The following is a 25728-nucleotide window of genomic DNA, read 5'->3' on the forward strand; positions in this document are numbered from 1 at the left end:
ACCCCAACAACAATATGCTACGCCGAGGTAAAAATAATGATTCTCAATTAGATAATGCGAATGAGAATAGATTTCATTACCCAAAATAATCACAGATAATAACTCAATCCTAATTCAAGGCAGGGATTATCCTGCTTCATCCTGCAAGATAATCGTAGCAATCGCTTTCTCCGGTAAAAATACATTATTGTGCAATACAGGCATATATCGGCTGGCCCAGGTTTGCCACTCTCTATCAATAGATAGTCGCTCTTGATGCCAAAAATGATATATCTCCCACCGATAATCAAAGAGCAATAACCGCAGCCCAAAGATAGCTAACCCGATTAAGCCCGCCGCACAAAAAATTATCCGCCACTGTCGCGACCTGATGTATCCAAACCATAATTTTACAGAAAACATTTGAAATAACCTAAAAATTACATAGATAAAACAATGCTTTATAAAACATCATAAAATACCATTGACTCTACGTCGCTTAACTTTCTCTTTTAAGCATGATTCTCATGACTTTCCAATGAAATTAAATCGGCTCAAGGGCGTTTTAATCACACGCTAAAAAGAACATCATCTTTATTGCATGGGATTATCGACGGCCGGTATCCATCTGCATTCCGGCGGCGGTTCTTTTGCTAATATCGCATCCAGTTCAGAGATTTTAGCTTGAAGTTTCGCAATGGCTTTTTCTATCTCCTCTCTATCCTTAGGATAGCGCGGAATTATTATTTCCCGCTTGACCTTTACCGATATATCAATATCTTTTCTTTGACGTTTTATTTAATCAAAGTCAATGTCGCCTTTTAAATAAGGTTTCATAATAGTGCTACACTTATTTTTTGTCTTCCTGACTTTTGCTGTGATGAAAACGATGCCAAAAAAGCATCAACATAATTAATCAACTGCCACATAAATTGACAACAATGATTTCGTGTTATTGTCTCATGGAGCGATTGTCATAATCGTTCTATTTTATTTAGCCACGGTGAATAGACGGGTAAAAACAGCAGAGTAAATTTGGGATGTCGTGCCAGCCACTCCTTTACCTTCTGACTTTTATGAATACCGTAGTTATCTAAGATTAATGTGAGGGTTTCCGCATGGGGATATTAATGATTCAGTTCATCTAACATTTTGATAAATAAATTAGAGTTCTTTTCTATTCCGGTGACTTGCTCTGTTTGGGCATTTTCTGGCATTCATTTTGAAGTATGGGTGCTATGATTGGCATCACTCAGTCCGTGTTGGGGTTTGGGATTTTTCGCAATTGATCAGATCACAAAAATCGGACTGAGTTCACTTCCAGTGATCTACTATTTTGAAAATTTATTTAATTGCATAATTACACCTCCGCCAGGATTTTATTCGGACAAATAACCGCATTGTAAGCAATAATTTCGTTCATATGCTTGCCTTTATTTATCCGTAAATGAATGCGCCATTGCAATTTTTTCTTTCAAACGCTTATGTGCTGATGACAGACGATTATTTATCGCCTGATATTCTTCCAGCGTCTGGTTCGCCAGAATATGACGCCATAAATGCACAGGATTATTAGCGGCACTGACATTAATCGGGTCGTCAGGATCAACCTTACAGGCATCTTCCACTTCTTTAGGCCATTGCGGTATTTTGCTAGTCTGCATCGCAATATAACGGGCAATACTTGTAATTAGATCAAATGGAAAATTTATCAGTTCAACAAACCAGTCCAAACGAGAATTCATCCGCATTAGATACTGTAATCCAAAAATATAACCTTCTTTCTTCTGCTCAATAGGCGGACACAATAAGATAATATCCGCCTGTTCCTGTAAACCATCTTCCTCCATATAGCAACGGATAAATTCCCAATAGCCCGGCATCAACTCCCGAAATACTCCAGAAAATCCCAGACTAAATGTATCCAATACAGTTTCCTTATCGTCTGCCAGAATATGACCGTCAATACACCATTCCGTCATCTTGCCGCTGTACTTGGTCAGGGTAAAAAACACCTCTTTCCAGGGAACCGATAATACCGTTCCATTAAAACGGTAAACATGAATCATCTGAGTTTTGCGGTTAAATCGAATTGGATAATGTGTCGTAGCAAACCACTCTTTTAGGGTCAGTTTGCCACTGAAATAGATCAATAGCGCAAAACCTGCTGTCAACATAAATACCCCGAATAAAGAAGGGATTATCTTTTTATAAATAATATACTGATAAGCCATTCCACCATAAGCGTATAATATTAATCCAAAACAGCTCAAAAAAAGCGGCGCAAATAGTGAACTAATAAACCCTTTATTTCGGTAATATTTATCCACAGTCTCCATATAAGTCGAGTTCATACGGATCACCGTATCGTACTCAATCATATATTCGCCTGTTTTACCTGTTAACCGGGTTGGTTTTCCCTGACAAAGTTGATTGTCTTTTTCTTGTTGAGTCAAAGGACGATTCAGTTCGTAGGACATATAAAATCGACTTAATAACATAATTATGCTCCCGCAGTCATTAATTTATTAAAAGCGTCCATTTCCATTCTGCTATCAGGCCAGATAGAGGGAATATCCTCTTCACCCACTGGAATCTTGCGCCACAGACAGGCCGCCAGCCATTTCTGGATCTCATTCTTCTTTTTCATCGCCAGATAGATATTGGCACCAAGGTATAGTAATAAAGCAACAAATAGACCTAATGGACCTAAAACACCGGCAAGCCACAGTCCTGCACTCACCGCTGAAATTAAATAGGCAATTCCCAAATCTATATTGCCTTTAAACACGATTTCATCTATCGCATGGCAGCTATCCCAGACTATTCCAACAATCGCAGCCCGGGCGCCAAGGAATTTCACTATCTCAATCCCTCTCATTAACTTAAGCAGGCTTTCCCGTCCCAAGACAAGACGCACCATAGGCTTTAACCGCAGGACTTTAAAATTATTCAACAACCGCTCACAAGTTTCAGCGATAGCCCCCATCGCAGCGACCAAATCTGCCGCAAACCGAGTACATGCCTCCGTATTTTCCTTAGGCCACCCGGCCGCGCGCAATGCGGAAATCTGCATCACCAGAGAGAAAATACAGCCGGTAAAGGGAGGGACTTTTGCCAACTGCTTGGCTGCACTCTCGACAGAACTGGCCTCTAACTGCGCTAGTTTTGTGCGTAACGTCCCCGGAAACAGCTCCGCACGGATCTCATCGACAGAATACAAGGTTTTCACCAAAGACTTAGCCCGTTCCGCCTCCGGTAAGGCCAAGGTCTTTTCCGCTTCACCTGCGTTTGCCAACGCAATAAAGTTGAATTCCTGATTCCCCTCCATCGGCAAGCCGTCAATCTTCAAACGACGCATTTCAATGTCAACGTAGTGACGAAGCTGATCTGAGGAAGGGCGCCGTTTCAGATCCCCCAAATCACCGATCACAGCGACTACCGCACTGATAAAATGTTTACGCTTTCCGACGAACTTAATGACTTTTAATTCCTTGCCATGCAGCTTAGCTAATACGACTAGTGCGGGAAGCGGCACTTTCTCCACGGCTTTATTCATCACCGCAAACAAAGTGCTACTCAGTTCATTCAGGTATTTTTCTATTGTGAGCGAAACCGGTCCATCGAAGTGCTCAGCGATGTCTTTAAGCCCATCGGGTATTTTATCCCAAGCAAGAGAGCCGTAGTTTCCACCGGTCTTTAAGACTCCGTGAATTTGCTCTATTTTTTTATCACTGTTCATCACCAGCGCACGTAACAGCAGATTATCTGGCGTGATGGTGGTGCTCATCATCTGTTGTTGAAAATAACGGGATGCTCCCAGTTTATCCTGCATGCCTGCAACACAATCATGGACCGACTGGACAAACAGCGCACCGCTATAATCGTCCGTGCTATCAAAGTTATGGTCAAAATAGTCCAGCAGGAGCTGGCTTTTCAGCCAGTCCAGATACATTTCGGTCATCGGAGAGATAATAGTGTTGTCATACCGCGTCAGATCGGTGGTGAACCGATCCATAAACGCTTTTTCTTTATCACGATCAATGTACTTCTCATAATCCGCCCAATACTTTTGTACCAATGGCTTTAATGCCATATCATTTAAGTAATGCGTAGTATTCGCTCGCTTTTCAGAACCAGGAATATAATATTCACCATCAAAGCTGCCATACCGAGCTTCATTCTCCTCAGTTTCATCTTTAGTTAGCTGATCCCGCTCAAACTGTCGGCACAATGCCTCTTTCAGCGTGCTTAGAGAAGCCGAAAGCGCAATCCCTCTGGTGTAATGTAGATTTTCATGAAACTGGGTCTTTAACCGATAATTCGCCAGAGCAGCAATATCCTGCACCACAGCAACCGGATCAGACAGAAACAGTATGACGCCTTTGTCTGGCAACAATTCTTTAGTAGCCCACCATAGATTGTCCGGCTCAAATAACCATTTCCCATTCCAATGAGAGCTGGTGTAATCGGCAATACGCCGGTTGGTATCTATCTGCGTATGATATTCCGCTACGGTATCCCTCAGTGACGAGAACGGCAGGGCATTCTCTCCCTCTCCACGGTTTAGCCATTTTTCCATATCAAAACGCTGCATATATCGCGCACGATATACCGGATCTTCGTGCTTTTTACGTACCGCATCCGTCCACTCCACCGCTGACCAGGCCAACCAAAAGGCTTTGTTTGTCAACCCCTTCGGCAACACCGGTAATGTCACCAGCGAAGCACGCGCCAACTCATCTGGTTCATTAATGCAAGGTTTCATTTCACCATTGGCTAGACGCGGCGGAACTTTGCTATCGGCGGGCAGAAGATAGTAGTAGCCCTCATCAGTCACGTAATAATTGATCCAGCCATTGACCAGCTCATCCCAGATATACAAAAAGCCTTCACGCAGCAGACGCGTGGTATAGCCCGTTTCGCCTTTTCCCTCTACCGGCATCGATATGTTCGCAGGCAAATCCGGTACGCCATCACCCTGCGCTTTGATGGCAGGACGAACCAGTAAAACAGGCAGTCCCTCGCGGGTACAAAAATTACAGCCAGGGTTATTCACAATAAAATCTCCTGTATTGCACACAATTTATTTCAGGTTTCCCGGGTTAAGACGGCCCAGCAATGTTTCGTTCGCATCGTTAACGATAATCGATAGCAGTATCTGACCTTTTGAATTGTCATCGGCTTTCCATACGCCATCTTTTTGATATATAGATATTTTATCCGTCACCTCATAATAACGTGGCATCGGTTCCCCGACTTTGGCCTGTTTAACCCGCATCTTTACCGGACACAGCAAAACATTAGCTTTGTCTTGCGCTGGCTCGCACTTACCGGTTTTTTCAACTGATTGAAAAACAGTTGTGACGCCGTGCACTTTACGCACCTGTACCGGGTTTTCCGGCGCCTGCAAGATAAACGTGGCGGATTTGTTGAGCATCACCGCCGGGTCGATATCCCGGGTCGGGCTGGTGAAATCAATGGTGTAGCAATACGGCGCGCACAGGCGCTCTTCGCCGGTGAAGCTGAATACCTCCAGTTCGGCGCCACAGCGCCGCACTTCAAGGCGGTAGCGGGCATGGCCCGGCAGCGCGGCTTGACTCGCTCGCAGCTGGCGAGCCCGCAACATTTTTCTATCCATTAATAGGTTTTCCCCGGATATCAGATAAAACGGCTGTGCAGTAGCAAGCGAGGCGCTTCCTACTGTTTCAATAAAGTCCCAGTTGCCATCAGCGATGAGGTCAATTCATCCATTCAACTGGCACAAATCCAACCGAATAAATGCTCGGTTGTCAGCCCTGGTTAATCCGGGGAACAAGAGATTTCATCCGGTATTTCCTGACTCAGCAGTTAACCGGAATGAAAATAATCGTGAGGGCCTGATGCCTGCTCTCGAATTAATAGATTCAATAACGAAATAGACGGTTATTGAATAAGTCAATTCTCCTCATTAGCGCATATTAAAATCAAGTATTTTTTTATCAAACAGCACAATTTGTTTAATCTCAACGGCAAAATTCAGTATATTTAAACCAATCTTAAACGGAATGTCATTTGTATACAAAAAAAGGTTGCATCGATATAAATAATATAAACCAAATTCACCCCATTGATATTTCCGCGTCATAAACCCATAATAAGACATATATTTCCATTACTTTCAGCATGTTATATACAAACAAAAATACAATAAATGTATTATTCCAACCTTAATCTTATCTTACCCCAACAACAATATGTTACGTCGAGGTAAAAAATAATGATTCTCAATTAGATAATGCGAATGAGAATAGATTTCATTACCCAAAATAATCACAGATAATAACTCAATCCTAATTCAAGGCAGCGATTATCCTGCTTCATCCTGCAAGGTAATCGTAGCAATCACTTTCTCCGGTAAAAATACATTATTGTGCAATACAGGCATATATCGGCTGGCCCAGGTTTTCCACTCTCTATCAATAGATAGTCGCTCTTGATTCCAAAAATGATATATCTCCCACCGATAATCAAAGAGCAATAACCGCAGCCCAAAGATAGCTAACCCGATTAAGCCCGCCGCACAAAAAATTATCCGCCACTGTCGCGACCTGATATATCCAAACCATAATTTTACAGAAAACATTTGAAATAACCTAAAAATTACATAGATAAAAAAATGCCTTATAAAACATCATAAAATACCATTGACTCTACGTCGCTTAACTTTCTCTTTTAAGCATGATTCTCATGACTTTCCAATGAAATTAAATCGGCTCAAGGGCGTTTTAATAGCACGATACAAAGAACATCATCTTTACTTCATGGGATTATCGACAGCCAGTAAATCGATCAATTGCCCACCTGAATCAGGTTGAACAGTAATATTTTTATATCGCCAATGTCCTGCATACTTATTTGCATCAACATGCACCGTACCGCCAGACCGATTTCCTTTTATAGGAATGTCCAATTCCGCCTCTCTCTCGTTAACACTGCCAGAAACAAACCATCCTGTTTTAATTGGCTGGCCTAAAATATTTTTCACAATAGGATTACTTTGTGCCAGCGATAAAGCTTTCTTATAGGGTTCCGAAGATTTCATTACGCCCATGACAATCGTAAATGCACCGACGATGAAAACCGGAATAAAGCAGATAGTCATCCATTTCCATTTACGCGCCAACCAATTGTGTTTTTCAGGAAGAGAAGGCGTACCCGTCGTTGCTTCGTCACCCAATAATCTCCCCTCTTTTTTTATCGTTACATTTTTTACTTTCATCTTTTTAATACCTTTTCATTCGGGCGACATACCACGTTATTTTATGTTCGAACTTCTTATTCCATCAGATATAGGGCCGAACCCTATGTACAGTTTCATACAATTTGTTTAACCATTCCTTTCATTTAACCATGACTTATTTGTCCTCGATATCCAATGAAGCGATCGGTTCAATATCAGTAAAAGCAAGGGTGATACCCTCTTCTTCGTCGAAACCTAACGTCACGCCAGCAGGTTTATTGTGATGGGCCAGACGTTCCAGCAGCGCCTGTGATAACACCGGTAAAATTTGCTGGTTAAGCAGGCTGTCGATATTGCGCGCTCCACTGTCCGGCAACAGACAAGCATTCACCAAGGTGTCGCACAGGCTGCTTTCCACCGTGCAAGTCAGGCCATAATGGCGATGAAGACGTCGAGTAACTTGTTCCAGTTTGATTTCAACAATGCGTCTGAGCGCATCAGCCTGTAACGGGCGGTAAATCACGGTCTGAAAGCGAGCCAACAGAGCCGGCTGGAAGTGATCACGCAGCATCGGATGCAATAGTTCATGCAACGCGGCATTCGGGGCGTCAGGTTGTTGCGCCAATAACGCCATCAGTTGATCACTGCCCAGATTAGAGGTCATTAAGATTACGGTATGACGAAAATCGATCTCGCGCCCCTCGCCGTCGCGCATAAAGCCACGATCAAATACCTGATAAAACAGGTTAATGACGTCACGATGGGCTTTTTCAACTTCGTCCAATAACACCACACTATATGGGCGTTTACGTACCGCTTCCGTTAAGATCCCCCCCTGACCATATCCGACATAACCTGGCGGTGAGCCTTTAAGTTGAGACACCGTATGTGGTTCCTGATATTCCGATAGATTGATAGTGATCAGTGAACGCGACCCGCCAAACAGGTTATCCGCCAATGCCAGCGCGGTTTCGGTTTTCCCTACCCCACTCGGCCCAACCAACAGGAATACGCCCAATGGCCCCTGTTCCGGCGTCAATCCGGTTTTAGCGGCACGTAAACGCTGAGCGATTTCCCGTAACGCCGCCTCCTGACCAATAACCCGCTCCCCTAAATGCTGTTCCAAATGCAACAGACCGGTCTGTTCGTCTTTCAACAAGCTACTTAATGGAACGCCTGTCCAATCAGCGATTACTGTCGCTACGGAACGCACATCAACATCCGACGATAGTAACGGCTGCCCTTGTTGTAGTGTCGCCAGTTGCTGTCTCAACAGGGCTATATCATGCTGTCGGCTGATGTCCTTCCGGGCATCGAGCAACTGTTGCGTGAGCTGTTTTTCCTGTTGATACTGTTTATCCCGCTGTTGTTGCTGTCGGCACAGTTCATGACGCTGCATTTCAATTTGTGCCAAACGGTCCGAGTGATGGCATTGCCCCAGTGCAATATCTTCCAGTATCGCCTGTTGTTCTATCTCAAGCGCGGTCAATTGGGACAGGAGTCGCGTCAACGCCTCCGGTACCGTATCCAGGCTCCTCCTGACTCGTGCGCTGGCGGTATCCAGCAGGTCTACCGCTTTATCCGGTAGCTGTCGCCCAGTCAGGTAACGGCGAGATAAGGCAACAGCAGCCTTCACCGCATCTTCCTGAATATGTACGCCATGATAACGAGCGTAACGCGCTTTCAGTCCACGCAGCATCAGGCAAGCTGTCTCATCGTCCGGTTCATCGACTTTAATCGTCTGGAAACGTCGCTCCAGTGCGGCATCCCGTTCAAAATACTGTTTGTATTCCGACCAAGTGGTGGCGGCAATCGTGCGTAATTCCCCTCGTGCCAGCGCAGGTTTCAGCAGGTTAGCCGCATCAGCGCCCCCCGCCTGATTACCGGTACCAATCAGCGTGTGCGCTTCATCAATAAATAGCAGAATAGGGGTTGGTGACTGTTGCACCGCTTCAATGACGTTTTTCAGTCGCTGCTCAAATTCGCCTTTTACCCCCGCCCCTGCCTGCAACAAGCCCAGATCCAGCATCCGCACGCTGACGGTTTTTAAGCTATCGGGGACATTGCCTTCAACAATACGCAGGGCCAATCCTTCCACCAGCGCGGTTTTCCCTACTCCCGGTTCCCCCACCAGTATCGGGTTGTTTTTACGCCGACGCGATAGGATGTCGATCATCTGGCGGATTTCACTGTCACGGCCAAATACCGGGTCAATGCCACCCTCAGCGGCTCTGGCTGTGATGTCCAGCGTGAATTTGTCCAATACGTTCTGCAAAGCGGATGATAATGGTTGGGAATTTAGCGCATAGTTATCTGTGTCGCTATCCTCAATTTCAGCGATTGATCTATCCGTCGTCAGACATGCCGCAACCTGTATCTCCGGGCGTTCGTCCGATTGTTGATCCAGCAATGGGCGCAAATGTTGTAGTTGCGTCACACTCAGGTTGAGTAACGGCCAGCCATGATGGGTACGCAACCAAGCCGGTTGGCCGCGCAGTACCTGCAAAAGATGCACCGAGCGAATAGATTCATTACCCTCTTCCAGCGAAGCCACGCACCAGGCAACCTGTAACAAACTACACAGGTCGCTTGATAACCGCGGGCGTTGGTTGATGCTATGCGGCAAATGGTTAATCGTAGTCAGCAACGACTGCCACAGCGTATCCATATCCCACTCATAACGTCGAGCAATCACTGTAATGTCGCCTTCGCCGCCCTCAAGCAGCTTGAGCAACCAGTGTTCCACAGTGATTTCAGCATGTGCCCGTGTCTGGCAAAATGCAGCGGCGGCTTCCAATGCCTGCGCGCAATAAGGGTTTAAGCGGCACAATAGTGCGGTAAATACGGTATCCATATTAAAATCCTAGTTGTCATTTAGTTTCTTTGTGGTCGTTGGCAAGCGCCTACGTTCGACGGCATCAGACTGATTTCAACCCGACGGTTGACAGCGCGTCCTGCCGCGGTTGTATTGGTCGCAATCGGCCGCGTCGCGCCTTCGCCTTTTACGACCAGGCAAGCCGGTGATACGTCACTGGTTTGTAATATCCAATCTCGCACTGCTTTTGCCCGCGCCAGTGATAGCACGCTGTTTTTCGCGGCGTCACCGGTTGAATCAGTATGACCTGTTATCACCACCATCCAGCCCGGTTTAGCTTTAATGTCGATCAATGCGTTCACCAGCACTTTGGCCGCTTCCGGCTTAAGACGTGATTGTCCAACGTCAAACAGTGACATGCTGCTCAGGTTTAATGTCTGCGGCAACGGCTTGCCGCTCTTCGGCACAGGAGGCGGAGATACCGGTAACACCGCATGGTTGATCACATCCATCAGCGGCGTATAAAGGCGATCGCCTAAATAAAGCCCTAACCCTAAGCGCACCGGTTCGCCGTCACGTTGATATTTCTCCAGCAATGCCGCGTCAAGCTTGAGTTGATGGTAAGCCTGAACTTTCGCGCCATTATCTTTCACATCAACTATCTGATAATGCTGTAAATCACTGCGTATCTGGCGCAACAGGCGCAAGTTGTTCCAGGCACTGGAGGCCAATGCCAGACAGGCAAATCCGCTCAGCAGGCCGATGCCCCAGATGACCGCTCGTCGGTGCGGTGTATGACCAACATGATGTGGCAACAGGCGTAACATGGCATCGGGAAATGGCGATACATTCACCGCCTCAGCAATGCTGTGGCTAATGCGGGGTAAAGTGGTACGGTCGATCAGCCATTTTGTCCATAAGTTGTTTTCCTGTGGCGTTTGTGGCAGAAACGTCAGCGCCATTGCTATGGGAGGACAAGGCCGACTGACCAGCTCCGGCGATCGGCATTCGTTCAAGATGTTTTCTACCATCCAGCGTTGCCATGCTGCTGCCGCAATCGCTTGCTGTAAACGCGTGGCGCATTGCCGCGCATCTCCTTCGGTCAGCCAGATATTCATCCCAACAGCGGCATGTTCTTCTCCCCATACCGTCATTGTCGAGCTGTCTGCCTGTAGCTCGAACCACGGGCTGATATCGCCATCAAGATAACCGGCGATCAATACCGGTGTATGGCAAGCGGTCAGTTGAGCAACACGGCCAACCTGATAGCGAAATTCTCTGATCTTTGCCGTCATTACGGCTTGATCTCGTTGCTGTTCAGGAAAGAGTGTTAATAGCACGCTGATCTGCCTACTCCAATCAGGTCTGGCGGCAATAATCGCTGCTACCAGTGCGCTCATCTCGTTTTGCTGCGACACACAGATAAAACAGCCCTGTGGCGTGCAGCGTACCGGCCCTTCCGCAAACAGCGTCGCCACGCTATCGCCGCAGGTTAGTACCACAGGCTGACGCCACGAGGCCGCAGGTAATGCCGCCAGCAAACGGCAAACACCGGCCTGACGGGACATTTCAGGTGTGGCGCAGCCAACCCGCCACCAGGCAATCACCGTCACTATCAAAATCGCGGCCAACCACAAGGCAATAGACACATTCCCTAGCGGCAAGAAAAACAGACATAACAGCGCCACCAGAACACCAGCTAAAAGCCACAACGCTCGTTTTAATACGCAACTCAATTTGCTCTCCTTAGCCTTATCCAACCGACAAATATTGCTTAAGGTAGAGACGCAGACCGCACCACACCAAAGTTACCCCCGCTACGGCCAGACATCCCCAAAACCACGGAGAGCGTGCACGCCAATATTGGTCCTGATGACGGTCCGCGCTGGCGCGTATTATCTGATGGGGTTGCACCGCCATCACCCCGGCACGATCAGTCAGTATATCCAGTAATGACTGACGTTCCTGAGCGATCTTTTCTAGATCGCCCCCTTGGAAACCCAATGCCAATACGCGCTGGAAACCCGCTAATACCAGCAGAGAGGGTTGTGGTTGATCCAATACTTGACGTATACGTTCAAACAGCCGTTCTCCAGCATGGTTGCTATTGCAAAATCGTGTCTGCAACGGCGTTTTCGACCAAGTTTCATAGCCATTATCCCGCTCAGGGCGTCTGAGTACGGTTTCATCCAGCAACGCGCACAAGGCATAGGTGATGTGAGCCATGTTCTCTTCGCTGATACCATTCGTACTTAATTGCTGCCGTGCCTTTTCTACCAAATCAATCCCTTTTTGATATAACGCCTCGCCGTACAGCGATTTATCGCCGTTTTTTAGCGCAGTCACCAGCATCCCAATGTCAAGCATCAGGTCATCAATTGAAATTTCTTTGTTCATGAGCGTAATACCGCAAACAGTTCTAATTGAACGCCCGACAAGGTACCGGGCACATAGAAGGCGCAGCTTCCCGCCTCCAGCATGGCTTTAGCCATCGGATTATTCAGATCGAAAGCAAAGTATTGATTTTCCAACCGCAACGGGATCGCCGCCGGTACATGACTGAGCGGATGTAAAGGAATGCCGCTCAATGACAAGTTAATCAGTCGCTCAACATCATCAGGCGCTCCCACTTTGCACAGTTGCGGAAACTGAGTTTGTAGCAGGTGCGCCGGCATCGACGATCGCACAGAGAGATAGAAATCGGCCTCTTCGCACAATCGCCTGTCATGCAGTGATGCTCTCCACTGATTTTCACGCACCACTTCCAGCTCAATCGAAATCACCCGTGATGGCAGACTCGCCTCAAGTAATGTACTGATAAGCCGGATCAATGGCGGGAAAACGTCGCTTAATTGGTGGTGTTGATAATCAGGGATCGCGTCGAGATCACTCTCCAGTGAAAACGTCAGTAACGCCCCCGCTAACTTCACCAGTTCACGGTAGATAATTTCCGGGTGCAATGCGGGCGCGGCGTTAAAATTATTCAACACCGGTTCATAGCTGTTAAGCGCATTCAACAACCAGAACAGCGATACATCCGCGACAGCAAAATCTGCCATACGTTGATGGCTTTCACGACGCATTCCCATCAGACGGGTGCGCTTAGCACGTAGCTGAGTCAACAACAGATCAAGCTGTTCCAGCAATGGAGGATGGGCAGCAAAAGAGAGCAATGGCGGCACAAAACGGTTATCCAGCATCCAACCGTTTTGCCCATCACGAACCAGACGCGCCAATGGGCATGTCAGATAAGCCTCATTTTGGTCATGTTGAAAGCGTAGGGAAATCGCATGGCGCTCGACCGCAATGGATTCACGCCCATCGCCGTACTTATCCTGTATCTCAACCCACTCCTGCTGATAACGTAGCGGCGGTTGTCCCGGCCCCACACTTTCACTACTCTGGCGGCAATTGCCGCCATTGGCATGCTCCAGCGGTAACGCCAGCAATACCTCAACAGTACGCATATCCTCCGGCGCCGCCTGCTGTAAATCACAGGCCGCGGGCAGATTGTCAGCATAATCAGTATCAATCAGCGTCCCATCCTGTAAACGGGCTTTGAGATGCTGAACTTTCAGGCGGTTTAAGCGCAGTGCTTCCTGATCAAACCGAATATCAAGCACTCCCCAGGGATGAATCAACCCCAGATGGGCAATACAATTGTTAGTCAGCGCCTCCCAACGCGCTTGTTGCTGAAATTGTTGAGGGGCTAAAAAGGCGTCTTCAATCCAGAGAGGACGTAGAATTTTCATCATAACTCCCAATAAAATGATTACGATTTCGCTTTCGGCATCTGAGAAACCAGAGATAAATTGACGTCAATCCCTTCCACCTGAAAGTGCGGCACCGCATACAGCCTGACTCGGAAGAATCCCGGATTGTCATCAATATCCTCAACCACCACATGTGCTTCACGCAGCGGATGAGATGCCTGCATGTCGTCAGTCGGATCATTCATCTCTGTTACCAGTGTGTTGACCCAGTTATTCAGTTCAATTTCGAGCAAACGCCGATCTTTAGTGCTGCCAATGTTCTCCCGCTGGATCAGCTTTAAGTAATGGGCAATGCGTGATAGCAGGAAGATATAGGGCAGACGCGCATTAATGCGACTGTTGGCCGTGGCTTCACCGGTGTCATACACCGCCGGCTTCTGCGTGGAGTGAGCCGAAAAGAAGCAGGCGTAATCGCGATTTTTGTAGTAAGAGAGCGGAATAAAGCCCAAATTGGCAAATTCAAACTCACGGGTTTCCGGGATCAGTACTTCTGATGGGATCTTAGCCCGATAACCAGTACCCAGATCATAGAGAGAAATCGGTAAATCGGTGATAGCGCCACCGGCTTGCGGACCGCGGATCTGCACACACCAGCCATTTTTGACAAAACTCCTGACCATATTGACGGCAAAAGCAAAAGCGGCATTGGTCCACAAATACTTATTGCGGTCCGGCCCCTTTGCCTCTTCGGTGTAATTAAACGTTCGCACCGGCACACTCTTCGGGCCATATGGCAGACGTCCCAACACTCTTGGCAGAGTGAGGCCAATATAACGGGCGTCTTCGCTGTCGCGGAAAGCTCTCCACTTGGTGCATTCGGCGCGTTCAAAATAGTGACCGATATCTTTCATCACCGCCACTTCATCCATGCTCTTCTTGCCAAAAAAGGCTGGCGCAGCAGCAGTAATGAATGGCATATGCGCCGCTGCCGCGACTTTGGCAATGTTGCGCAATAAGGCGATATCCTGCGATTCGGCACTAAATTCATAGTCGGCAATCGCTGCGCCAATCGGTTCGCCGCCTGGTGTGTCATATTCCTGAATGTAAGCGTGACGATAGAAACCGCTCTGAACAATTTCCGGGGTATCGTCAAAATCTTGCCGCAAATCATCCTTGGCCACATCCAATACTTCAATTTTGACGTTCTGGCGTAAATCCGTTCGATCCACCAGAAATTTTAGACCTCGCCAGGCAGATTCTACTCGCTGGAATTCCGGTTGATGTATCACCACATCCAGTTGGCGGCCAATTTTGCGATCCAATTTGCCGATCTCAAAATCCAGCAATGCTTTATCCAACTGGGCCACTTTTTGCGCGGAGGCTTGCAGCAGATCGAGAAGAACGCTAACAGCCACGGTCACCCGCTCATCTTCCGTCACGCTCGCCAATGCGTCACTGTTATGAAAGCATGCAATATCACTTAATCGCTCCACCGGACGTAAATTGATCTTCTCAAACAAAGACGAGTAAACCCCACCGGCATGATGGTTTGCCGTCGCCATAGAAGATGTGGCCTGCTCTTGTACAGTCATTCAAATGCCCTTACTTAAATCTCGTGAAAATAATGTGACCATTACCTGTCTTGCGGCGGCCTGTCTGGCGGCATTAGCGCTGCCAATTCAGCTCGCAGTTTATCGCTCAACATTTCATCCTGGAGAATACGCTCCAATTCTCGACGAAAGGCGGCATTGTCAAGTAGGTTGGATTTCAGCTCGCGCAACAAATTGCGCATAGAAAGCAACGCTCGCAGTTGTGGAATTTGTCGCGCCACTTGCTCAGGTTCGAAGTCCTTTATTTGCCGAAAAATGAAAGCGATATTTTCTTCTCTCCCATCTCCGGCCAAGGTATTCTCCACTGTCAAATTGACCGCAGGGTTAAACTCAGCTAATACGCTGTCAAAATTGTTTTTATTTATAGAAACCTTTTCCCGTTCCGAAAGCGGGCGTTGTTCCTGCCCGTTGCTGTAATCACCCATGACCAGCAATTTCAACGGCAACTCAACCTTTTTCCGTGCTCCACCGGTATGTAGATCCAATTTAATATTAATACGCGACTTAGGAACTTCATTTTGAAAACTTGCAGTCATTGATAACTCCTTACTAGCAAAAATAGAATAAAAACATCATGGTTATGGCATGATATTTTCACGGAATAACACGCTTTATCAGATAGTTACGAATCTATAATTAGACAGACACCCAATATGAGGGAACGAATAATGGCACCTTAACTGACGAACGACTTAACAAAATCAACCAATGCAAACAACCTCAATTTATACTCATTCTAATGAAGGAATTATGTTAGATAACATCCAACAAAGAAAAAATTAAGCTTACATAGATAATAAAAGAGCAAACATCAACAGAAGTTAAACAAGATTTAATTAAATAAAAATAAACAAAATTCAGGAAATTCTTAATGACATTTCATAACCAATTATAATTGTTACTATTTTTTACTTTTAATTTATTACAAATTGTAACAATTTGTAACAAACAGTAATAATATGCAATAAACATCGGATAATTGTTATTTTTTTTCACGACTTTATTTGATCTTATTTTCTCAAATGAGATTGATTATTAATTACATGATGACTTATATAAAAATCTCCATTAACAAGCGTATTAACACACATGCCATACATGACAAATGATTTACACCATCCCTCTCTTTTCAACAAATTGACACTTTATTACAATAATCAATAAATGAAATAGTTTAATAATATAAGTATTTTGGAGTTAATCATTAGAGATATAACCGATTTCTACGCGTATCAGCATTTCAATAAGTTAGTTATTAGTTCAAATAAAAACTCACTTGATAGTCAACAAGATTAACCATCAATAGAGTAATTAAAAATGCCGAACAACACGCGAAGAAATGCTGTCATTTCAACAGATGTCTATTTGATACAGAACGTTACCCGATATATTCAATATCTTATAACGCTATATCATTTCCAAATTAATATCATTATCATTAAATTCCAGCGTTAGGATTTTATTTCCACCACCTCGATTATTACCAGGGATCTCTAATGCATCATCGTAAGTAAATTCCCTATTTATGGAATATTTAACTGCATTTTCGTTTGGTGGATTCCAATAATCCTGAAATATCCAAATATTAAATCTGAATTCAGATCTCAATCCCCTTTCAGTATAGATATGAATTGCTTTATTAGGTTCATATTTATCACCTATCCAGGGCGCCCATAAATCGCCATGCCATTCAGACATTTTATCCACATGAAAATTTTTCCTGGCAACATATCCATGTTCAATGACAATTTTACAAGGCGTTTTATTATAAATAGATTTAATATTTGTCACTCCCGCGATAATATTCATGGCTGGTTTATTCTGAGCGTTATTTGATTTTCGTTCCATTTTACCCACCTATATCAATTAATAAGTTCAATAATAATTATGATAGGATTTATAATAACTTCATCCTTTCGCACACTATCATCCAGCATTGACCAAAATTATCCTTATAACATTAATTTCCCCCAGTGACATTACACTCCAAACAACATTTAATTATTACTAATCACCTCTGTCTTCTTATATCAATGATTAGCCTTAAATTCAAATATAGCGCAAAATCTCTATTTTACCATTAAGGCTAGATCACATATCTGTCGTTATTTCTCCTTAATTATTACGCTAAGCATTATTCATTAAATTTTTCGTCCCTCTTTTCATCACTTGAGCTAATTTCATTACATATACAGGTAATATCAGGGCGCTAACCATAGTCAGTATGAAAATAGGCCGCACATTCTCAGCAATAATCTCCTTACCGTCTAAGAAAATAGAGGAGAAGGAAAACACCACACCGGCGCCCAAATTGGAAAATGCCATCTGGAGGGCGCCAAAGCCCGCACGATTTTCAGGCGTCGAAGCATAAGAAGCCAACACGTTTGCAGCCATCACCTGTACATAAGTCGCGAACATAAAAAGTGAGAAGAAAACGTATCCATCTACTTTTCCCGTCAATCCTAGAAAGATATTAACAATAAATAAAGTCGCCGCGGCAATGGTAATTCTCTGAGGCGGATATCTATCACAAAGTTTCCCGGTTAAATAAGTGCCTAACCAAGAGGCAATACCACCGCAAAAGAATACCAGTGAAACCTGATTTTCCGGGATATAAAACACATTTGTTAATAGCGGAGCAAGTATCGGAATAAGCATGAAAGGACTAAAATTACTGACGCCACTTGCCATCCCGGCCAACGTTATTTTTTTGGTTAGCACAATTTTGTTCTGACTATTTTTTACTTTCTCTGCGCCTGGAATAAAGAAGAGGATCAGAGGCACACTCACTACACATAAAATAACGATGAGTAAAAAAGAGACTTTCCAGTTAAAACTCTCGGCCAAATATAAGCACAATGGTATACCTAAAATGCTAACGAATGAAAAAGATGAAAACGCAATACCCAACACCCTTCCTCGCATACTTTCCGGGGAGTTATTAAGTAAGATCCCAATGCCGACTCCCAATGTCACACCACCAAACAGACCGGCAATGATACGTAGCAGAATAAGTTGGTAGGGTTCCGAAGCAAAAATCGTCAGGAACGTAATTAAACCGAGAAACAGCGTGTTTAAAATGAGAACCTTTCTTTTATTAAAGCGATCAATAAAGAAAAAGGATGTCAGGCCAGAAAATACCGAGGAGAAGACATAAACACCGGCAATAACTCCCGCCATCGTAACCGGCATGTGAAAATCTTTCGACATATAAACAAAAAGCGGCGTGACCATCATGTACTCTAATGCATTAATAAATTGAACTAATGCTACAATCATCGCAATAACAACTATATTATTAGTCCCAACTACCTGATTATTTCCAATTAACTTCGACATTATGAATCCCAATTCCTGTTGGCTTAAATTTCATCGACATAGTGAGCAATTTACCTCACATGCAGAGCAAAAAAAAGCACCGTTGTATCATCCAGTGAATGCACGGCGTAATCAAGCTTGGAATGAGGCTGATGATGGTAAAGTAACATAGTCAAGCAACAACAATTTCAGCAGTCTAATTCATTGTTAGAAGTAAGTCACAAAGGCACTGCCTTTACCGAATAATCATTAGGATTGATACTCAATCAGTAGGCATTTATCGCTACTGCTATCCCTACCAAGCCCCACAAGAGTGAAGCCCTCCTGCTTATCACAATGGCTCAACTTAAGGATTATTGAGTGGTAATAGGGTGAGCTCAGAACAATTTCAAGGGATATATCAACGATTAGAAATAGATAACAAACTTTCTGGAGAAATTATGGCGAATATACTTAAATATGGCGATACCGTAAAAATATTAAATAGTTTCAAAAACTGGGATGGCGGATATCTTAGTGTATATGGAACGAGTGGTATTCCAGACGGAAAATATACTGTGATAACCACCTCTCAAGCCGGAACATTCTGGCGAATTGAATCAGGAACGGGAAAACCTATCGGCAGTGAAGTTATTAACAACGATACTATTTTACTCCACAATCTTTATCAATGTGATGGCGGCTACTTAGGTCATTATTCATCATCAAGTCAACAGGTTCCAGAAGGTGAAATATACCCGATACACACATCAGATAAAAATATCCGCCCAGAAACATTAGAATGGATTATTTATTCTGATATGCCATCTATTGACGGGAAAATCAAAGAAGATGAAAGCATTACGTTATATAACCGATGGGGAACCCGAGGCTTTCTTGATACTAATGGTTGGGTTGGCGTCCCTGAAACGGTATGTCATGTATATACTTCTGCTAATAACCTCCGTAAGCCCTATACCGGCCTGTGGAAAATGACACAAGTTAAAGATCCTTGCCTCCCGGTTACCAAACCCTCCAATTGCGCCGGAGAATGCGGTACGAGTGACGACGGTAAATATTGCTGCCAATTACCTCAAAGTATTCGATTTGGTCTGATAGCGTACACTAATACAACCACCCATCAACAAACTGTAAAAGTCTATATTGACGATCTTCTGGTAGACACATTAACCGGCAAAGGAACAAATACTAAAGCTTATACATCAGGTACAGGCAAAGTCTGTATCGAGATTATAGGAGATGGTAAACCCTGTAAACTCCGTTACTCCTATAATACCCTTAATGGAAAACCGGGAACAGTCACTATTGGCGCCGAAAATGATGCCAATAATAATTACAATGACAGCGTGGTGGTATTGAATTGGCCACTGGCGAATTAGTCTAAAATACTCTATTAATTTCAGTACAAGAAGTCATTAATACATTAAAGCGGTATTATATGCCGCTTTTTATATAAAAATATTATCAATTTAATATATTTTTAATATGTTATTGTTATAATTACAAATTAAATATAGATATAAAATAGTGTTTTGAAATTTAATTTCGCAATATAAGCCTTACCTCATAGTATATATTTGAATTTTTGCAAAAAAACAACATCATCAAATCAATAAATAATCTATTAATATATAGCATTGCCACAATCTATCTTTTATATTAGTTTTCACAGTGTGAATTTTTCTGTTTCTCCAAATAGTTTTAATATTATTATTGCTATATTTTATCTGTGAACAGAAAACTTAACAAATGTGCAAAATCAATCACAAGCTTAAAAACCATGAAGGATATATATTAATGAATCTACATGTTTATTTATTCCTTAATGCAGATAACGGCAGATATAATGACACATTACGTAAAGTAGATACAAACTACCCTAAACCTATCAGTAACGATTGGCCTGATCTCCCTATCGAGTTTCAAAGACATCTTGATGACGTGATTAATTTAAATGGTTATTTATATTTTTTTAAAGGCTCGCAATACGTTAAATTCAATATCGCAAAAGCTAAGGTAACTGATGGACCGAAATCTATTGCAGAAGGATGGCCCGGATTGAAAGGAACCGAATTCGAAAATGGGATAGATGCAGCCATAGAATTAACGACAAATAGTGTTTGTTTCTTTAAAGGCAGTGATTGCATTGATTATATCGTAAACTCACATACGATTAAGCGAAAATCTATCTCAGACCGATGGGAAGTAACAAAGAAATACCCAGCATTTAGTAAAAACCTGGATGCTGCTACATGGAGAATAAATTCTGCGATTGCTCTCTTCAAAGATAATCATTATATGGTATTTAATCCACAATCAAATACTGTATATGGACCAGCTCCTGTTACTAATTATACCGGAGGAGCCTTCAAAACAGCTCAAGCAGCGGTATTGATTGACATCGATTTATTAGGCAGTGACCGAGGAAATAATGGAGGCTGTAGCGGAACATGCGGCGCCAATGACACCGGCAAATACTGTTTCCAATTACCTCAAAGTATTCGATTTGGTCTGACAGCTTATACAAATACAACCACCCATCAACAAATTGTAAAAGTCTATATTGACGATCTTCTGGTAGACACATTAACCGGCAAAAGAATAGATACTAAAGCCTATACATCCGGTACAGGAAAAGTCTGTATCGAGATTATAGGAGATGGCAAACCCTGTAAACTCCGTTACGCCTATAATACCCTTGACGGAAAACCCGGCTCAGTCATTATTGGCGCTGAAAGTGGTACCGAGGGAAATTATAACGATAGCGTGGTGGTATTGAACTGGCCCCTAATATGAAAATGATTAGGCGGGATCAGCCAGCAATAAGTAAAAATTAAAACCCATTGAACAACTTCACATCTTTAAAATAATTCAGAGAATATCCTGTTCTCTGGATTATTTTATCGAATTAACCTAAAAACCTCCCCATGAATGACTAAGATCTAAATTTTGGAAAGATATTCAATCAATAAAATGCATCTTATCTCCCTTCCGCCAAGTTCTGTCAGGTTCACTTCGAAATCCTTGTATCATACAATATTGATTCAAGAGCAGACAAAAATGCTTGAGAAAATTTTTGGTTGTGTTTGTTTCGTCTATAACGTGATTTAAACACGGCACTCAATATTCATATTAAAGGGTGAAAATATTCTCAGGCTAATTATTTACTTGTGGCGGCAGGGAATATTGACACACCAAATACTGGTAATGAGCAATGTAAGACTAAAGCAATTTCATATTGCTATGCTAATGTCAATAATGACAAGAATCACATTGCTTTAGCTAGGTGAGTTTCAACTCATCAAAAAATGACCTTGTAGGAGAGAGACAGTGAATAACCATTATGATGTTTTGATTATTGGCGCTGGTATTGCAGGCATTGGTACAGCATGTCATTTAACAAGGAAATGTCCTGATAAGAAGTTCATTATCTTAGAACGTCGCCAGAGGATAGGCGGTACTTGGGATTTATTTCGCTATCCCGGCATTCGCTCAGATTCAGATATGATGAGCTATGGCTATAAATTCCGCCCTTGGACGGATACCAGTGTTTTTGCCGATGGGCCTTCAATTAGAAGTTATATCCATGCAACGGCAAAAGAGTATGACCTTGATAAGAAAATAAAGTTTGGGCTAAAAATCACGCATACTGACTGGTCAAATGCGGCTCGCCAGTGGACCGTTACCGCGATTGACGAAATCAGTGGAGAAACTCAGCAATTTACTTGTCGTTTTCTCGTCGCGGCAACAGGTTATTATAACTATGATGAACCTCATTTACCTGAATTCCCCGGCATTAAAGATTTTAAAGGCCCAGTAATTCATCCTCAACTCTGGCCTGAGGAATTGAATTACAAAGGAAAACGGGTTGTTGTCATTGGTAGTGGCGCAACAGCAGTCACTTTACTGCCTGCAATGGCACATGATACTGCCCATATCACGATGCTACAGCGCTCCCCGAGTTATATTCTTTCAATCCCAGGAAGAGATAAAATAGCAGAGTTCTGCAAAGGCATTATTCCACAGAGCTGGATTTACACATTGAGTAGAAATCGCAATCTCTTTTTCCAGCGCTTAGTTTATAAAACAAGTCGACATTTACCTAATTTATTGAGATCACTTTTACTGTCATCTGCTCGCAAACGTGTCGGCCCAGATTTTGACATGAAACATTTGACGCCAAAATACATGCCGTGGGATGAACGGCTCTGTTTTATTCCCAGTAATAACCTATTTAAGGTACTAAAAGAAGGTAAGGCTTCTATCGTTACTGACTATATTGAACGTATAACTGAAAACAGTATCTTATTACAATCAGGTAAGGAATTACCCGCAGATATTATTGTTACAGCGACTGGGCTGAAATTACATTTTATTGGTGGAATTGAACTCTCTATTGATGGGCAAAAACAGCAAGCTCATGATCGCATGCTTTATAAGGGAACGTTGATACAGAATGTCCCCAATTTTGCCTGTCTGTTTGGTTATATCAATAACGCCTGGACGTTGAAAGTTGATCTATCCGCGGATTATATCTGCCGTTTGTTGAACGAAATGGACCGTCGCGGCGCTACCGTTGTGACGCCACATGCTGAACGGGGTGAGATGCAGGAGGACGAGCATATTTTTGGCGCCTTGCGAGCTGGTTACGTAAAACGTGCAAAGGACTTGCTTCCTCGTCAGGGATATAGCTCAACCTGGCGGATTCCACATGATTACAAAAAAGATAAACAAGTTTTGGGGCAGCCTGTAGATGATGCCGCGTTGAAATGGATATAACTGCACGAAGTTAAAAAATCAGTGGTTATATTTCATTATTACCAGCCCGTTATCACAAACGGGCTGGTTGTTGTTATTAATCGGATTGATGCTGATTTAAAGCATGTCGGGCATGAGCGGCTTGAAGATAGTTATGGATCATTTCAATAACTTCTCCATCAGATATTTTTTTACCATTGGCTTTCAGCGTTCCTAGAAAACCATAAAAGAGATGGCGTTTTTTCTTCCGTAATTTTCCTCTACCTAATCGTTTTTTAGGCGTCATATCTGGCAGAGTGGCATTATCTGCCAGCTCAAGCGTTAATGTCCTCACTTTTAAGAAGAAGGAATCAAAAGTCGTATAATTGAAATCAATAATATTATGCAGAGGATAAGATGTCTGAAAATCAGGGCCGCTGATTTTTGTTGGCTCCCAAATTATCATGCTATTTTTGCAGCGTTTATAGATGATAATTGCGAATAACAAACAAGGTAAATTGACTAAAGCAATTAGTGCGGAGACTAAAAAAATTGCCTCTAATATATGCTCTGAATTGGTTTCTTTTATAGCGAAAGACAAAAAGAACCCACTGCCCACCATAATCATAAAAATAAAAGGCGAAATAAACATAAGATTACGTTTACTGGATACGGTCAAAGTGATAGTTTCAGATGCCGATACCGCCTGTTCTTCCCAAATTTGTTTCTGCTCTTGATAATACTCATCAATTTCACCTGACAGGTTTTGTGTTAATTCCACTGAAAGCGCTTTAGCATCAGTAAATAGATCATCAATATTATTGTAATGTCCTGCTTCAACCGGACGCGAAGCATAATCCAGCAATTCCTGTTCTATTGGCAACTCTAATGCTTCAATACGTGATTTAGTTGTTGGATGGGTATCCGTAGGGTGAGTAAGCTCATTTTCCAAGAACTGGCCCGCATCAGGAATGCCATTTTCGCGCAGGTTATCAATAATGACAGGCAATAGATCATCGGCTTTCAATTTACCTGCAAACAACACTGACAATTGCTGGTTAATTGACTCGCTCACCGCAGAAATACGTAGTAGAGCGCTAGAAATAGCTTGAGCGCTACTCAACCTGGCACCCACCGCATCGGCGGCATATTCACGGATACGGCTCCAATGATTCACCGCAAAATCAAATTGTTGGATGAAGAAGATACCCAAATAAATGGAAGGACTCATCACCAGGCGGCTATAGTAATCTTCTCTATCCTTGATATTACTAATCATCACATCGATGCTGCGGCTCATTCCTGCGTAGATAGGTGAAAAGTGGAGACTGTAGGTAGTATCTTCACCGGTAAAGTGCCCCAATTCATGACCGATCACCGCTGCGGATTCTTCACGGCTTAACAATGCTCCATAGATTAGCGGAAAATATAAGGTACGACCTTCAAGTACCTGCTCATTATTGATGCAAACAGGGTAGGAAGTCACAAAGAAACATTCCGTCAAACCGACAACAATATTGTCTGGCGGCGCTGTACCAACTTGTTCAGCTAACTCATTGATCCATTGCCATAGGCCAGGAGCTTCCTCTGGAGTCACTGCTTTTCCCATCAAATGGGAAGCCGAAGGGGAAAACATAACAAAACAGTGTTTGAGTTTCGCAATACCCTTAATGATGCACCACAGAATTGCCAATGCTATCACGCCCGCAACAGCAACAATTTTTGCCCCGCCACCTCTCATTTCAAAATTACCAATAAACCAAAGTATTTCGTAGCTGATCAGGGAAAAAATACCGAGGCCAATTAATGTCATTTGTCCGATAAGAATAAAAGGTAGTAACCGACGACAGCGATCAAATACCCTCAATAATTCATCGCGGGATTTGCGAGCCACAATACCACTGCGTATACATAGCAAAATCGCAAATCCCCCTAATAGCAGTGATAATACGCCGCCGCCAATCGTCCCTAGATCTAAAATTGACTGAAACTCGCTGAATGTGGCTTCTTTGCTATTAATTATTTCATCTGTTCTATTGAGGATTTGATTGACGGTAAAAGAAGTGTCGCCGAATTTCATTGTAATATTGGGATCAGTTTGCAACAACTGTGTCGCTTTGGCATGTAATAATTTAATACTATCGAGGGATTCAGTCAGTTCACTGGTTCGGTAATATTGCCAGCCACCATAACAACTTAATACTAACGGCAAAGCAAGTAACCAAAGAAAAAGTCTATTACGCATTGGATATGTCCTATTTATACTTTTATTGACGTTATATTATTTGGTTTTTTTTAAAACACAAATAAAATTCTTACTTCATGAAAATAGAG

Annotated in this window: 19 protein-coding genes and 1 pseudogene; 4 read left to right on the plus strand and 16 right to left on the minus strand. The window is 43.4% G+C overall.

Annotation, left to right across the window (positions count from 1 at the left end; all coding sequences use genetic code 11):
- Positions 1 to 126: 126 nt before the first annotated feature.
- From B0X70_RS21755 to B0X70_RS21825, 15 genes and pseudogenes are all read right to left on the minus strand, one after another.
- Positions 127 to 402, minus strand: coding sequence for a hypothetical protein (locus B0X70_RS21755; protein WP_217470375.1), 276 nt, complete (start codon positions 400 to 402; stop codon positions 127 to 129).
- Positions 403 to 812: 410 nt separating this feature from the next.
- Positions 813 to 1187, minus strand: a pseudogene (locus tag B0X70_RS21760) (IS630 family transposase); the annotation flags it as partial.
- A 225-nt stretch (positions 1188 to 1412) separates the two neighbouring features.
- Positions 1413 to 2480: a DUF6708 domain-containing protein gene (locus tag B0X70_RS21765; protein WP_036809584.1), complete on the minus strand. Its 1068-nt coding sequence runs from the start codon at positions 2478 to 2480 to the stop codon at positions 1413 to 1415.
- A gap of 2 nt (positions 2481 to 2482) precedes the next feature.
- Positions 2483 to 5038: a T6SS effector BTH_I2691 family protein gene (locus B0X70_RS21770; protein WP_217470376.1), complete on the minus strand. Its 2556-nt coding sequence runs from the start codon at positions 5036 to 5038 to the stop codon at positions 2483 to 2485.
- A 27-nt stretch (positions 5039 to 5065) separates the two neighbouring features.
- Positions 5066 to 5620 (minus strand): phage late control D family protein, encoded by a 555-nt coding sequence (locus B0X70_RS25450; RefSeq protein ID WP_246593365.1) that lies wholly within the window; start codon positions 5618 to 5620, stop codon positions 5066 to 5068.
- 708 nt (positions 5621 to 6328) lie between these two features.
- Entirely contained in the window at positions 6329 to 6604 is a 276-nt protein-coding gene (locus tag B0X70_RS21780; RefSeq protein WP_217470377.1) for a hypothetical protein, read from the minus strand.
- 171 nt (positions 6605 to 6775) lie between these two features.
- The gene (locus B0X70_RS21785) at positions 6776 to 7240 is read right to left on the minus strand and encodes a cytochrome c oxidase assembly factor Coa1 family protein (RefSeq protein WP_217470378.1); all 465 of its coding nucleotides are present in this window, start codon (positions 7238 to 7240) and stop codon (positions 6776 to 6778) included.
- A 136-nt stretch (positions 7241 to 7376) separates the two neighbouring features.
- Positions 7377 to 10055 carry a type VI secretion system ATPase TssH gene (gene tssH / locus B0X70_RS21790; RefSeq protein WP_217470379.1) on the minus strand — a complete coding sequence of 893 codons (2679 nt, stop codon included), beginning with the start codon at positions 10053 to 10055 and terminating at the stop codon, positions 7377 to 7379.
- A 20-nt stretch (positions 10056 to 10075) separates the two neighbouring features.
- On the minus strand, positions 10076 to 11752 hold the full coding sequence (locus tag B0X70_RS21795; RefSeq protein WP_217470380.1) for an OmpA family protein: 1677 nt from the start codon (positions 11750 to 11752) through the stop codon (positions 10076 to 10078).
- 16 nt (positions 11753 to 11768) lie between these two features.
- Positions 11769 to 12413: a type VI secretion system protein TssL, short form gene (gene tssL / locus B0X70_RS21800; protein WP_217470381.1), complete on the minus strand. Its 645-nt coding sequence runs from the start codon at positions 12411 to 12413 to the stop codon at positions 11769 to 11771.
- Positions 12410 to 13768, minus strand: coding sequence for a type VI secretion system baseplate subunit TssK (gene tssK / locus B0X70_RS21805; protein WP_217471790.1), 1359 nt, complete (start codon positions 13766 to 13768; stop codon positions 12410 to 12412). Before tssK ends, tssL begins: the two co-directional genes overlap by 4 nt.
- 20 nt (positions 13769 to 13788) lie before the next feature.
- On the minus strand, positions 13789 to 15321 hold the full coding sequence (gene tssC, locus B0X70_RS21810) for a type VI secretion system contractile sheath large subunit (RefSeq protein WP_110086304.1): 1533 nt from the start codon (positions 15319 to 15321) through the stop codon (positions 13789 to 13791).
- A 41-nt stretch (positions 15322 to 15362) separates the two neighbouring features.
- On the minus strand, positions 15363 to 15875 hold the full coding sequence (gene tssB, locus B0X70_RS21815; protein ID WP_217470382.1) for a type VI secretion system contractile sheath small subunit: 513 nt from the start codon (positions 15873 to 15875) through the stop codon (positions 15363 to 15365).
- Positions 15876 to 16746: 871 nt separating this feature from the next.
- On the minus strand, positions 16747 to 17187 hold the full coding sequence (locus B0X70_RS21820; protein WP_036809616.1) for a hypothetical protein: 441 nt from the start codon (positions 17185 to 17187) through the stop codon (positions 16747 to 16749).
- A gap of 279 nt (positions 17188 to 17466) precedes the next feature.
- Complete coding sequence (locus tag B0X70_RS21825) at positions 17467 to 18678, minus strand: MFS transporter (protein WP_217470383.1); 1212 nt, start codon at positions 18676 to 18678, stop codon at positions 17467 to 17469.
- Positions 18679 to 19097: 419 nt separating this feature from the next.
- Here B0X70_RS21825 and B0X70_RS21830 point away from each other — a divergent pair, with 419 nt between their 5' ends.
- The 4 genes from B0X70_RS21830 (at position 19098) to B0X70_RS21840 (ending at position 23436) form a co-directional block, all read left to right on the plus strand.
- Positions 19098 to 20036: a fucose-binding lectin II gene (locus tag B0X70_RS21830; protein WP_217470384.1), complete on the plus strand. Its 939-nt coding sequence runs from the start codon at positions 19098 to 19100 to the stop codon at positions 20034 to 20036.
- A 418-nt stretch (positions 20037 to 20454) separates the two neighbouring features.
- Entirely contained in the window at positions 20455 to 21453 is a 999-nt protein-coding gene (locus B0X70_RS21835; protein WP_217470385.1) for a fucose-binding lectin II, read from the plus strand.
- 177 nt (positions 21454 to 21630) lie between these two features.
- Complete coding sequence (locus B0X70_RS26110; protein ID WP_472853264.1) at positions 21631 to 21768, plus strand: helix-turn-helix domain-containing protein; 138 nt, start codon at positions 21631 to 21633, stop codon at positions 21766 to 21768.
- Positions 21769 to 21987: 219 nt separating this feature from the next.
- Complete coding sequence (locus tag B0X70_RS21840; protein WP_214069665.1) at positions 21988 to 23436, plus strand: flavin-containing monooxygenase; 1449 nt, start codon at positions 21988 to 21990, stop codon at positions 23434 to 23436.
- A gap of 76 nt (positions 23437 to 23512) precedes the next feature.
- Here B0X70_RS21840 and B0X70_RS21845 read toward each other — a convergent pair whose 3' ends face one another.
- Positions 23513 to 25639, minus strand: a complete 2127-nt coding sequence (locus tag B0X70_RS21845; RefSeq protein ID WP_217470386.1) for a M48 family metallopeptidase — start codon at positions 25637 to 25639, stop codon at positions 23513 to 23515.
- Positions 25640 to 25728 lie beyond the last annotated feature (89 nt).

Source organism: Photorhabdus akhurstii (assembly GCF_019090985.1).
GTDB lineage: Bacteria > Pseudomonadota > Gammaproteobacteria > Enterobacterales > Enterobacteriaceae > Photorhabdus > Photorhabdus akhurstii.